Source organism: Acidovorax sp. Q11 (assembly GCF_054950075.1).
Genome location: NZ_JBUDZG010000003.1, coordinates 113970 through 127353 on the forward strand (window position 1 = coordinate 113970; position 13384 = coordinate 127353).

Sequence of the window (13384 nt, forward strand, 5' to 3'; positions counted from 1 at the left end):
CCGACGACGAGACAGAACACCATGGACTTTGAACTCACCGAAGAACAACGCGCCTTTGCCCAGACGGCCCGCGACTTTGCACAAGCTGAGTTCGCACCCCACGCGGCCCACTGGGACGAGGAAGGCATCTTCCCGAAAGAAGCCATCGCCAAGGCGGGCGAGCTGGGCTTTTGTGGCCTGTACGCGCCCGAAGCCGCCGGTGGCCTCGCCCTGCCCCGCCTGGACGCCACGCTGGTCTTTGAAGAAATGGCAGCGGTGGACCCCAGCACCACCGCCTTCATCACCATCCACAACATGGCCACCTGGATGCTGGGCACCTGGGCCACGCCCGCTGTGCGCGACCACTGGGGCCCGCTGCTCACCACGGGTGAAAAGCTCGCCAGCTACTGCCTGACCGAGCCCGGCGCGGGCTCCGACGCCGCATCGCTCAAGACCCGGGCCGAGCTGGTGGGCAACGAATACGTCATCAACGGCGCCAAGGCCTTCATCAGCGGCGCAGGCAGCACCGACGTGCTGGTGCTCATGGCACGCACCGGCGATGCGCAATCCGGCGCCAGCGGCATCAGCGCCTTTGCCGTGCCCGCCGATGCGCCCGGCATCAGCTACGGCAAGAAGGAGCAGAAGATGGGCTGGAACAGCCAGCCCACGCGCACCATCAGCTTTGACAACGTGCGCATCCCCGCCGACCACCTGCTGGGCCGTGAGGGTGAAGGCTTCAAGATCGCGATGAAGGGCCTGGACGGTGGCCGCATCAACATCGCCACCTGCTCGGTGGGTGCGGCGCAAGGCGCGCTCAACGCCGCCCAGCAATACATGCAAGACCGCAAGCAGTTCGGCAAACCCATCGCCAGCTTTCAGGCGCTGCAGTTCAAGCTGGCCGACATGGCGACCGAGCTGGTCGCCGCCCGCCAGATGGTGCGCCTGGCCGCCAGCAAGCTCGACGCCGGTGCGCGCGACGCATCCACCTACTGCGCCATGGCCAAGCGTTTTGCCACCGACGCAGGTTTCACCGTCATCAACGACGCCTTGCAGCTGCACGGCGGCTACGGCTACATCCGCGAATACCCACTAGAGCGCCTGCTGCGCGACGCGCGCGTGCACCAGATTCTGGAAGGCACGAATGAAATCATGCGGGTCATCATTGCGCGGCGCATGCTGGATGGGGATGCGACGGAAGCTATTCGATAGGTGCTGAAAATACTGCGCCATGACACACAGCCCCGTTCGCTCGACCCGCTTTCCACGCTTTGAGGAAACCACCCTGCCGCGATGTCCCGGGTGCCAATCGGAGCGCCTGCAAGCGGGACACATCGACATCGGCGAAGGTCCGAGCGCGGGCACATTCATCCCGGCGGGGTACAAGTGGAAATTCTTTCGGGCGTCCTATGGCATGGCGGTTCATTCATGCCAATTCCAGATGTGCAAAGACTGTGGCCTGCTTTTCCGACACGAAGACCCTCGTGCGCTTCAAGACTACATAGACCGCAACGCCAAAACCTGAGCACGCCATGCCTGCCCGCCCCCTCTCCGACGAAACCCTGCACCTGATCGACGCCATTCGCACGGCGCTCGCGCACCGCAGCGACGTGCAAGAGCGGCCGCTGTTCGGCACCTACGCCTTTTTTGTGGACGGCAAGATGTGCATCGCCGTCAAGGGCGAAGACCTGCTGGTGCGCCTGCCCCCCGAGCGCCACAGCGAGTTGCAAGAGATGCAAAACACCCGCGAGCTGTCGCCCGGCGGCGGCATGCAGGGCTACTTCTGGGTGGAGCCCAACGGCTACGCCACGCGCGCGCAGTGGAACTACTGGGTTCAGGAGGCCCTGGCCTACAACCCGCGGGCCTTGGCATCGCCCCGCAAAAAGAAGGCAACAAGCCCCCCGGCTGCGGGCAAGAAAGCGCCCGCCAGCACCAGCCCAAAGCCGAAGAAAAAAACCGCCGTCAAAAAACACAGCATCTTCGAAGCCGACGACTGACCCGCCTCGCCGCCCCCAAGGCCCACCACCATGCACCTCCACATCGACACCATGCGCCGCTGCCCACCGCTTGGCAGCCCCGGCCAGGCACACCAGCCAGAACGACAACATCAGCCCCGAAATTCCAAGCTTTTTTAGCCCTTTCCGCGCGATAGACAAGCACTTCTAGCTATCAAATTCATAACAAACCTGCACCCATTCCCTTTCACCATCACAACGACATCCAGGAGCAACACACCATGAAAATCGCATTCATCGGCCTCGGCAACATGGGCGGCCCCATGGCACACAACCTGCACAAGGCAGGCCACGAAGTGCGCGCGTTCGACCTCTCGCAACCCGCCCGCGACAAACTGGCGGCTGACGGCGTGCCCATCGCCACCGACGCCAAGGCAGCAGTGGCAGGCGCCGAAGTCGTCATCAGCATGCTGCCCGCCAGCCAGCATGTGGAAGGCCTGTTCCTCGGCGCGGGTGAGCTGCTGGCCCAGTTGCCTGCGGGCACGCTGATCATCGACTGCTCCACCATCGCAGCCGCCACCTCCCGCAAGGTGGCCGAGGCCGCCAAAGCCAAGGGCGTGGCCTTTATCGACGCGCCCGTGTCGGGCGGCACCGGCGGCGCCATTGCAGGCACCCTCACCTTTATGGTGGGCGGCGACACCGCCGACCTGGAACGCGCCCGCCCCGTGCTCGAAAAAATGGGCGCCAACATCTTCCACGCAGGCAGCGTGGGCGCAGGCCAGACGGCCAAGATCTGCAACAACATGCTGCTGGGCATCCTGATGGCAGGCACCAGCGAAGCCATTGCCCTGGGCGTAGCCAACGGCCTGGACCCCAAGGTGCTGAGCGAAATCATGCGCCGCAGCTCGGGCGGCAACTGGGCGCTGGAAAAGTACAACCCCTTCCCCGGCGTGATGGAAACCGCGCCCGCCAGCAAAGGCTACGCGGGCGGCTTTGGCACGGACCTGATGCTCAAGGACCTGGGGCTGGCGCAAGAGAACGCAATGGCGGTGAAGGCTGCTACGCCGCTGGGAGGCATGGCGCGCAATTTGTATGCGGCGCACAGCCTGGCGGGGCATGGTGGGCTGGATTTTTCCAGCATCATTAAGATGGTGCAGAAGGGGTAATCGCTCTTCCGTCGCAGAAAGACGCCAGCGTTAGCTGGCGTTTTTTTGGGCTGACCGGAGTGAAAAAAACTCCTTAAAACCCGGCGAGTTTCACTTCCGATCGCGCTTCAGTTCCAGAGTGGAGGCGTTGCGACGTCGGAGTTGACCGGCAAGGCGCCGCGAGACATATGCTCCCGCGCACGGCTCGCGGCGCCTTGCAGGTGCGTGTCTGCGTCGAACGACCTGTTAGAGCGCTTCATGGGCCGGTATCGTCTCCTATGAAGATCTTGTCGCGGAATAGGCCGGGCACAACAATCGCCTCAGCAGGCTTTCCACGGCGTTGAAAGGCATACGTGGTCGAACAGAATAAATGATTCCCGCGCAGAGTCAGTTGCTCTTCTTGCGGAAGCATTTCGGAGAGCTCTCGCCTGAGATAGTTCGATAGGCTGCATTCATTGAACACCCAAACCGCGACTCCAATGAGGAACGGACTCACCACAATTGCAATTGAAACCGCGACCTTTCGGGACGCTCGAAGGCTCCTTCGAGCGAAGAGGAATGTTAGCGCGCCTACTACTGCGAGAAGCACCACCGAAATGGGAATGAGGACAGCGAGGGCTTCCAAAACGCGCCTTGCGAATCAACGTCGAAGCTGACCTGACCGCAACACTTGCGGCGAAGCCGCCTCCTGCTGCTGCGGGCCTGCGTCGAGCAACCTGTTAAGTGGCATTTCTTGAACTCCGCGTATGTCGGGACAGCGCGATGAGATCCCATCCGAGCCTTGCGAGCAGCCCGATGGCATAGGCCAGCGCCCACGCGAAAAGGAGAAGGGCGCCCATCCCTCGATCATTACCTGCTTCACCGAGAAGCTCTGCTTGCTCGTAGTTTCGCCAGAGCGCCGCCCAGAAAATTCCGTATACCAACGAACTTAAGATAAGTGCTCGGTCTCCGGGCGCCAGAAGGGGAACCAGAAGATGAGGCAGAAATAGCCAAGCCAAGGCTGTCGTTCCTCTCCACCCAGTCAGAGGAGCAACAATTAATGCCGCGCATAGCACCAGCGCAACATAGCGGCCTGACGTGGGAAGTGCGTGACTCATCTTCACATGCTGCTAACGTGATGCATCCCGCAAACCTTGCGAAAAAAACTGGACCGTGCGGGATATTCTGGACATTGATTCCTCTTGGATGTGGCTCCGGGCCTATGTTTTCAGCCATAGAGCTGTTCGAAAATCTAGGTATAAAAATTCCGTCAAACCCGGCAGCTTTTGCTGGAAAGACTATAGCTCGCCAAAGTGCGTAACCGGCGCATCGGTGCTTCCCCGTGCCAGCACACGCACTTGCGTATGATTCGCATCCCCTCATGCTGCGCCGCACCATCCCCGCCCTGCCTTTCCACATCGTGCTTCTGCTGGTGGCGTTGTTCAACGCCCTGGCGGGCGCGCCCTTGCATGAGGCGCGGCACATTCAGGAGCTGGTGCGCAGCGCCACAGCCTCGGCAGCCGCAGGCGATGTGGATGCCTACGCGGCAACCAGCTCTGCAGCCAGCTACGATCACAGCGAAGAGACACACACCACCTGCGCCTGGTGCCTGACCCACGCGCTGGAGGCGGGGCTGGCGCATGCACCGGCGCGCCAACCGCAACCGCCCGCAGAACCAAGCGCCATCGCGCCGCACAGCGCAGACCCCTCCACGGCCCAGCAGGTGCGCTGGCCGTTTGCAGCGCGCGATCCTCCGCCAGCCCAGCGGGCCTGACACGCGTCAGGCCCCAGCCAGCCTGCGCTCCCCAGCGCATCCCCTTTTCGTTTTCGCCCTTGCACGCGCCCCGTGGGTGTGTGCGGGCATGCAACCTTGTGCGCCTTATCTCCAGGCGCCGGGCCCCGTTTTTGCATTCATCTGCTTTTTTGGACTGGTTTGCCATGCGCTCCTCCACTTCTTCCTCTGCACCTTCTACACGCCGTGCGCCCCTGCCCCGCCCCACCTTGACAGCTTTGGCGGCGGCGGCTCTGCTGGCCTCCCTCCAACCCGCCTGGGCCGCAGACGGCGATGTGGTCACGCCGCCCACCTTGTCGGCAGTGGACGTGGTGGGCCGCAGTGCCTCGGGCGCCTACTACGCCGACGAGGCCGAGGGGGCCAAGACCAGCCTGCCGCTGCGCGAGCTGCCGCAGTCGGTGCGCGTGATGTCGCGCCAGACCCTGGACGACCTGGGCGCTACGCGGCTGGATGATGTGCTGGACTATGTGGGCGGTGTCTCGCGCCAGAACAACTTTGGCGGGCTGTGGGACAACATCGCCATCCGGAGCCTGCCGGGCAACGAGAACACGGGCATGGCGACGCTGCTCAACGGGTTTTCGTCCAACCGGGGCTTCAACGCGCCGCGCGACTTGGCGGGGGTGGAGCGGGTGGAGTTTCTGAAAGGCCCCGCCGCCGCGTTGTATGGCAGCAGCGAGCCCGGCGGCACGCTCAACATCGTGAGCAAGAAGCCGCTGTGGAAGGCTGCGCATTCGGTAGAGGCCTACGCGGGCAGTTACGGCCTGGGCCGCGCGGCGCTGGACACCACCGGCCCCATCAACGACCGGCTGGCCTACCGCCTGAACGTGGCGGTGGAGGACAAGGGCAGCTTTCGCGACCATGTGCGCGCGCAGCGGCAGGTGGTGGCCCCGGCGTTGACCTGGAAGCTCTCGCCCGACACGGTGCTGGAGTACACGGCCGAATTTCTGCGCCACGCCACGCCGCTGGACCGGGGTGTGGTGGCGGTCAACAACCGCCTGGGCGCGGTGCCCGCCAGCCGCTTTTTGGGCGAGCCTGCCGATGGCGATGTGACAGTGACCAACCAGACGCACCAACTGGTGCTGTCGCACGAGTGGAACCCCGACTGGCGCAGCCGCGTGGGGCTGTCGTACCGCGAGACGGGAATGGAGGGCTTCTCGACCGAAGCCACCGCCCTGCAGGCCAATGGCCGCACGCTGACGCGTCAGCGGCGCCATCGCGACTTCCAATCGGACGACGTGGCCGTGCAGGCCGAGCTGCAGGGCAACCTGCGCACGGGCGGGCTGGAGCATGAGCTGCTGGTGGGCGTGGAAAGCTACCGGTTCAGCATGGACTCAGTGATGCTGCGGGTGAACCCCAGCGCTGCCGCGCCGTATGCCATCGACATCTTCAACCCCGTGTACGGCCAGGCGCAGCCCACGCCGGGGCGCAACACCGATACGCTGGAGAAGCAGCGCAACACCGCGCTGTATGTGCAAGACACCCTGAAGCTGGGCGAGCAGTGGCGCGTGATGGCCGGGCTGCGGGCCGACAACTATGACCAGAGCCTGCAAAACCGCATCACCAATCGCACCACGGCGCAAAGCCCCTCGGCCGTGTCGCCGCGCCTGGGCGTGAGCTGGCTGCCGCTGCAGGGTGTGACGGTGTATGCCAACGCGGGCACATCGTTCCGCCCCAACGCGGGCAGCGACGCCGCAGGCAACGCCTTTGACCCCGAAAAGGCCCGCGCCTTGGAGTTAGGCGCCAAGTGGGAAAGCACCGACCAGCGCCTGGGCGCCACAGCCGCGCTGTTTGACATCAAAAAGCGCAATGCCCTGACCAGCGACCCACTGAACGCAGGCTTCTCGGCCGCCGCTGGCGAGGTGCGCAGCCGGGGGCTGGAGCTGGACCTGTCGGGCCGCGTGAGCGCACATTGGCGGGTAAACGCCAGCCTGGTGTTCAACGACGTGGAGGTGACCCGCGACAACACGCTGGAGGTGGGCGGCCGCCTGCTGAACGTGCCCAAGGTCAATGGCAGCGTGCTGGCGGTGTATGAAAACACCCTGGCCAACGGCCAGCGCTACGGCGTAGGCGGCGGCGTGACCCACATGGGCAAGCGCCTGGGCCAGGCCCGCACGCAGGCCGAGGCCAATGCAGGCACGGCTGCGTTTGACCTGCCCAGCTACACCACAGCCAAGCTGATGGCGTACTGGCGCCTGAGCCCCAGGCTGAACCTGTCGCTGGACGTGGACAACGTGTTCGACAAGGTGCACTACACCAGCTCGTACAGCCGCGTGTGGGTGGCGCCGGGGGCGGCGCGCACGGTCACCGTCGGGCTGCAGGCCAAGTTTTGATGAAGCTCCCCCTGAGTCGCTTCGCGCCTTCCCCCTCTCTCGCTACGCGGGAGGGGGACGCCCCCAGCGCGGCGGGGCGGCCCTTGCGCGGGGGCACTGGTCTTTGGCCGCGCCAGTTTCGTCGGTTGCGGCGAACGCGCGGGGCTATGGAAAACTGAAAAATGAACACTTCCTCGACTTTTCTTCGGCCGCTGACGCGGCGCCGCGCCCTGCAGGCCCCCGTGGCCGCGCTGGCGGCAGGCGCCCTGCCCGCTGCCTGGGCGCAGGGCACACCACCCGCCTCCGCCCCCGCACCGCTGCAAATCGTCGGCCCGTGGGAGATCAGCGGCCTGGCGCCCGCCAGCAGCGGCTATGTGTTCACGCGCCTGCAGGTCACCGAAACCCTGCTGGACGCTGCAGACGACGGCCAGCCACGGCCCGCGCTGGCGCAGCGCTGGCGCCGGTCGGCAGATGGGCTGGTGTGGCAGTTTGAGCTGCGGGCCGGGGCGCGTTTTCATGACGGCACACCCGTGACGGCTGCCGCCGTGGTGCGCGGCCTGCAGGCCGCGCAGGCGGCGCCTGCGCTGCTGAGCCAGGCGCCCATCGAGTCCATCACCGCTCTCGACGAGGGCACGGTGCTCATCCGCCTGCAACGCCCCCACACCGCCCTGCCCGCGCTGCTGGCGCATTCCAGCACCATGGTGCTGGCCCCGGCCAGCTATGGGGCTGACGGCAAGGTGCGCAGCATCATTGGCAGCGGCCCCTACCGCATTGCGGTGCTGGTGCCGCCGCAGCAGGTCGAAACGGTGGTGTTTGACGCCTATGACGGCCCGCGCCCCGCGATTGCCGCCGTGCGCTACCTGGCCGCCAGCCGCGCAGAAACCCGCGCGCTGATGGCCGAGAGCGGCCAGGCCGATCTGGCCTATGGGCTGGACCCGGCCAGCCTGCGGCGGCTGCAGCGCCATGCCCAAAACCCTGCTCTGGCGCGCCGCACCGCAGTGCGCATTGCATCGGTCACGCTGCCGCGCACCGTCATCGTCAAGCTCAATGCGGGCCTGCCCGCGCTGCGCGATGTGCGCGTGCGCCAGGCGCTGAGCCTGGCCATCGACCGCGCGGGCATTGCCCTGGCGCTGATGGGCGACGAGGCGCTGGCCGCCACGCAACTGCTGCCGCCCACGCTGGGCGCGTGGCACAACCCGCACCTGCCCCCGCTGCAGCACGACCCCGAAGCCGCCGCACGCCTGCTGCGCGCCGCAGGCTGGCAGCGCCACAGCGACGGCCTGCGCGATGCCGAGGGCCAGCCGCTGCACCTGGTGATCCGCACCTTTGTGGACCGGCCCGAGCTGCCGCTGATTGCCACCGCCTTGCAGGAGCAGTGGCGGCTGGCGGGCATGGCGGTGAAGGTGAGCATCGGCAACTCGGGCGACGTGCCCCGGGGCCACCGCGACGGCAGCCTGCAACTGGCGCTGGCTGCGCGCAACTACGCCAACGTGCCCGACCCCACAGGCACGCTGGCGGGCGACTTTGCCGCCCAGGGCGGCGACTGGGGCGCCATGGGCTGGCACAGCGACACCGTGGTGCAGGCCCTGCACGAGCTAACGCGCACCCAGACCACGCCCGAGCGCACGCGGGCGCTGCGGCAAACCATCACGCACACCCTGCAAGCGGAGCTGCCCGTGATCCCCGTGGCGTGGTACCGCCAGCATGTGGCCGTGGCCCCCCGGCTGGCGGGCGTCACGCTGGACCCGCTGGAGCGTTCTTACCGCCTGACCGGCATGGAGTGGAACAACCCATGAACCCCTTGATGTCAAAACCCTGGGCCGCCCTGCTCGGCCGCAGGCTGGTGCAGGTGCTGGCCGTGTCGCTGCTGATCGGCACGCTGTGCTTTTTGATGGTGCGCGCCCTGCCCGGCGACCTGGCCATGCGCGTGGCGGCGGGCCGCTATGGCTATGACCTGGTGAGCAACGCCGCCGCCGACGCGGTGCGCGCGGAGCTGGGGCTGGACCGCCCCGGCTGGCTGGCGCTGCTGCACTGGTGGCGCGACATGGCCACGTTCAACCTGGGGCAGTCGCTGGTGTCGCAGCGCTCGGTGTGGCACGAGGTCACGCACCACCTGGGCGCCACGCTGCGCCTGTCGGGCGCCGCGCTGGCCATTGCCTTTGCCGTGGGTGTGCCGCTGGGCGTGTGGGCCGGACTGCGCCCCCAGGGCTGGGTGGACAAGGCCAGCTGGCTGATGGCCGTGGTGCTGCGCGCGCTGCCGCCGTTTTTGCTGTCGGTGCTGCTCATCCTGCTGGTGGCCGTGCAGTGGGGCGTTTTGCCTGCGGGCGGTGACGAGAGCCAGGCCAGCCTGGTGCTGCCCGCACTGACGCTGGGGCTGGGCCTGGCTGCCGGGCTGGCGCGGGTGACCCGCGCTGCGATGCTGGAGGTGGTGGTGTCGCCCTTTTTTGAATTTGCGCGCACCAAGGGCCTGAGCGACTGGCAGGCACTGGTGCGCCACGGCCTGCGCAATGCCGCCGTGCCGGTGACGGCCTACCTGGGCGTGCAGGCGCTGTTTTTGGTGGAGGGCGCGCTGGTGGTGGAGACGCTGTTTGCCTGGCCCGGCATCGGCCACGCGCTGGTGCACGCCGTGTTCGGGCGCGACATCCCTGTGGTGCAAGGCACGGCCCTGTGCATGGGCGTGCTGTTTGTGGTTTTCAACCTGCTGGTGGATGCAGCATGCCTCGCGCTGGACCCCCGACATACCCAGAAGGTGGCGAAATGAGCAGCCCCCCTGAGTCGCTACGCGCCATCCCCCCAGAGGGGGGACGCACCCCGGTGGCCTGGCAAAGCCAGTTCCACGGGGGCGCTGAGGCAGAGCCTTCTGTCCCCCCGCGTCCTTTCCGCTGGCCTGTTCGCACCGTGCTGGGCATTACCTTGCTCGGCCTGCTGGCGCTGTTTGCCCTGCTCGGCCCCTGGCTGGTGGGCGCCAGCCCGGTGGTGCAAGACCTGCGCAACACCCTGGCGCCCCCCAGCGCCCAGCACTGGCTGGGCACCGATGTGCTGGGCCGCTCGGCGCTGGCGCGGCTAGCGCATGCGGCGCAGCTGTCGCTGGTCATGGCGCTGCTGGCCGCGCTGAGTGCCGCCGTGCCCGGCACGCTGCTGGGCATCGTCGCCGCATGGCGCGGTGGGCGCACCGAGCGGGCGCTGCTCATGCTGTCGGACTCGGTGCTCGCCATCCCCGGCCTGCTGCTGGTGCTGCTGATTGCGGCCCTGGCGCCCGGCGCGCTGTGGGCGCTGTATGCGGGCCTGTCGGCTGCGCTGTGGGTCGAATACTTTCGCGTGAGCCGCGCGGTGGCCCGGCCCGTGCTGGCGGGTGATGCGGTGCAGGCATCGCGCCTGCTGGGTTTTGGACGCGGCTATGTGCTGCGCCGCCACCTGCTGCCCGCGCTGGCGCCCACGCTGGGCACGCTGCTGGCCTTTACCACGTCGCAAGCCGTGCTGGCGCTGGCCGCGCTTGGGTTCGTGGGCGTGGGCATGCAGCCGCCCACGCCCGAGCTGGGCCTGATGATGACCGAGGCCATGCCCTACTACGAAGAAGCCCCGTGGCTCATTGCAGCCCCCACCGCCCTGCTGGTGTGGCTGGTGGCCGCGATGATGCTGCTCAACCCTGACCGGGAGACCGCATGACCACGCCTTTGAAATCCGACGCCCTGCTGGTCGTGGAGGGCCTGGGCATCCAGGTGGGCGGCAAGCGGCTGCTGCGCGACATCGGCTTCAGCCTGCGGCCGGGCCAGGCGCTCACGCTGGTGGGTGAAAGCGGCGCGGGCAAGTCGCTGCTGGCCCAGGCCATCATGGGAAACCTGCCACCTGCGCTGCAGGCCACGGGCCAGATCACGCTGGATCGCACCACCACCCGCGCCCAGGACGCAGCCGCGCGCCGCGCCCTGTGGGGCCGCAAGCTGGCGCTGCTGCCGCAGGAGCCCTCGCTGGCACTCAACCCCCTGGCCCGCGTGACGCCGCAGCTGGCCGAGGTGTACCGCCTGCTGCACCAGCAGCCCCCCAGCGCCGCCAGCGCACAGGCCGAACAGGTGCTGGGCGCTGCGGGCCTGGGCGGTGCGGGCAGCCACTACCCCTGGCAACTGTCGGGCGGCATGGCCCAGCGCGCGGTGGCCGCCATCACCCTGGCCGGGGGCGCGCCGGTGCTGATGGTGGACGAGCCCACCAAAGGGCTGGACACGCATTGGCGCGGCCGCATGGTGGAGTTGTTCCGGGGCGTGCTGCAGGCGGGCGGCTGCCTGCTCACCATCACCCACGACATGCAGGTGGCGCAGGCGCTGGGCGGCCAAGTCATTGTGCTGCGCCACGGGCAAGCGGTGGAGCAAGGCGATGTCCACACCGTGGCGGCAGCGCCGCAGCACGCCTTTACCCGCCAGTTGATGGATGCCGACCCCGCCCGCTGGTTGCCGTTCGCGCCGCCCCTGATCGGCGAGCCCGTGGTGAAGGCGTGCGGCATCTCCAAGGCCTATGGCGCGCAGAAGCTGTTTGCGTCCATGGATCTGAATATCCGCAGCGGCGAACGCATGGCGGTGCAAGGCCCCAGCGGCACCGGCAAAAGCACGCTGGGCAATGTGCTGCTGGGCCTGGTGGCGCCCGACACGGGCCGTGTGGAGCGCAGCGCCCGGCTGCGCCCGCATGCGTTTCAAAAGCTGTACCAGGACCCGGTCAGTTCGTTTGCCCCACACATCAGCCTGGCCCAGTCGCTGCGCGATGCCGCCCGCCTGCACCGCTGCGACTGGAAGGCGGTGCAGCAGCGCCTGGCGCAGCTGCGCGTGCCCGAGGACCTGCTGGCGCGCAAACCCGACCAGGTGTCTGGCGGCGAGCTGCAGCGCATTGCGCTGGCGCGGGTGCTGGTGGCGCAACCGGCGCTGCTGTTTGCCGACGAGCCGACCTCGCGCCTGGACCCCATCACGCAGCAGGAGGCCATCCAGGTGCTGCTGCACGCGGTGCAAGACACCGGCGCCGCGCTGATGCTGGTGACCCACGACCCGCACCTGGCCGCCGCCGTGGGCACGCGCACGCTGGACTTTGCGCAGGGCGACACACTGGCCTGCGCTGCATGAGGCCACGCATCACTCCACGCATGGGGCCAGGCAGGGGGCTACCCAGGCGCTCGCCCCAAAGCGCCCTCCTCCTACCCAGCCCCGGGGCGCTTTTCCGCTAAGGTGGCGGGATGCATCTGAAACGACCCCACACCCTCAGCGGCGGGCGCCCCGCCTTTGGCAAGGCCCTGGCGGCCGCCACCCTTGCAACCCTGCTGGCGGCCTGCAGCAGCCAGCCCCAGGGAGCCCCCATGACGCAGCCCCCGTCTCCTTCTTCTTCCACCTCCACCCCATCTTTTTCCGCCCACACGCTGCAGGCCTACGGCTGGGACCTGGTCTCCGCCCACGATGCCCAGGGCCAGGCAGCGCCCGGCTGGCTGCTGGCGGGCAAGCGCCCGCTGCGCCTGCACTTCGAGGCCCAGCGGCTGTCGGTGCAGAACCTGTGCAACGTGATGGGCGCGGGCTACACCCTGAGCGGCCCGAACCTGCAGGTGGGCCCGCCCGTGTCCACCAAACGCGCCTGCGCCGAGCGCGACCTGATGGATCTGGAGCAGCGTGTGGCCACCCTGCTGCCCCAGGCCCAGCGTTTTGAATTGCGGGGCGCCACCGCCACCACCGCGCCACAACTGGCGGTGTGGTTTGCCGACGGCAGCCGCTGGGAGCTGGTGGGCTCGCCCACGCCCGCCACGCGCTTTGGATCGGCGGGCGAGCGCCTGTTTCTTGAAGTGGCCCCGGAGCGTGTGGCCTGCAACCACCCGCTGATGCCCCAGGCCCAGTGCCTGCGCGTGCGCGATGTGCGCTATGCCGACAACGGCGTGCGCCAGGGGGTGGGCGAGTGGCGCATCTTCCAGGGTGAGATCGAGGGCTACCGCCACGAGCCAGGTCTGCGCAACGTGCTGCGGGTGCAGCGCTACTCGCTGGCGCGCAACGGCCAGCTGCCCGCCGACGCACCCAGCCATGCTTATCTGCTGGACCTGGTGGTAGAGACCGAACGGGTGCGCTAATTCCATTTCTAAATCATCCGTGTCGTTGTTGCTTCGCCTTGTCGTGCTACAGCACTGCCTGCGGCTTCGCGCCTAGACACGAATGATTTGGAAACGGAATAGGGCCCCAAACTTCAAGCAAAAAGTGCCGTCACCGCGCGACCATT

At 67.5% G+C, this 13384-nt stretch carries 10 protein-coding genes; all 10 read left to right on the forward strand.

Annotation, left to right across the window (positions count from 1 at the left end; all coding sequences use genetic code 11):
- Positions 1–21 precede the first annotated feature (21 nt).
- Positions 22–1188, forward strand: a complete 1167-nt coding sequence (locus ACYZGB_RS04220) for an acyl-CoA dehydrogenase family protein (protein WP_462386967.1) — start codon at positions 22–24, stop codon at positions 1186–1188.
- A 320-nt stretch (positions 1189–1508) separates the two neighbouring features.
- On the forward strand, positions 1509–1973 hold the full coding sequence (locus ACYZGB_RS04225; protein ID WP_462386968.1) for a TfoX/Sxy family protein: 465 nt from the start codon (positions 1509–1511) through the stop codon (positions 1971–1973).
- Between the two features lie 221 nt (positions 1974–2194).
- Positions 2195–3097, forward strand: coding sequence for a 3-hydroxyisobutyrate dehydrogenase (gene mmsB, locus ACYZGB_RS04230; protein WP_462387081.1), 903 nt, complete (start codon positions 2195–2197; stop codon positions 3095–3097).
- A 1339-nt stretch (positions 3098–4436) separates the two neighbouring features.
- Positions 4437–4829, forward strand: a complete 393-nt coding sequence (locus ACYZGB_RS04235; RefSeq protein WP_462386969.1) for a hypothetical protein — start codon at positions 4437–4439, stop codon at positions 4827–4829.
- 164 nt (positions 4830–4993) lie between these two features.
- On the forward strand, positions 4994–7177 hold the full coding sequence (locus tag ACYZGB_RS04240) for a TonB-dependent siderophore receptor (protein WP_462386970.1): 2184 nt from the start codon (positions 4994–4996) through the stop codon (positions 7175–7177).
- Between the two features lie 161 nt (positions 7178–7338).
- Positions 7339–8952, forward strand: coding sequence for an ABC transporter substrate-binding protein (locus tag ACYZGB_RS04245; protein ID WP_462386971.1), 1614 nt, complete (start codon positions 7339–7341; stop codon positions 8950–8952).
- Complete coding sequence (locus ACYZGB_RS04250) at positions 8949–9917, forward strand: ABC transporter permease (RefSeq protein ID WP_462386972.1); 969 nt, start codon at positions 8949–8951, stop codon at positions 9915–9917. Before ACYZGB_RS04245 ends, ACYZGB_RS04250 begins: the two co-directional genes overlap by 4 nt.
- Positions 9914–10822: an ABC transporter permease gene (locus tag ACYZGB_RS04255; protein ID WP_462386973.1), complete on the forward strand. Its 909-nt coding sequence runs from the start codon at positions 9914–9916 to the stop codon at positions 10820–10822. The genes ACYZGB_RS04250 and ACYZGB_RS04255 overlap by 4 nt, the downstream gene beginning before the upstream one ends.
- Complete coding sequence (locus tag ACYZGB_RS04260) at positions 10819–12255, forward strand: ABC transporter ATP-binding protein (RefSeq protein ID WP_462386974.1); 1437 nt, start codon at positions 10819–10821, stop codon at positions 12253–12255. The genes ACYZGB_RS04255 and ACYZGB_RS04260 overlap by 4 nt, the downstream gene beginning before the upstream one ends.
- Before the next feature lie 110 nt (positions 12256–12365).
- A complete protein-coding gene (locus tag ACYZGB_RS04265) occupies positions 12366–13238 on the forward strand; it encodes a DUF4377 domain-containing protein (protein WP_462386975.1) in 873 nt (290 codons plus the stop codon).
- Positions 13239–13384 lie beyond the last annotated feature (146 nt).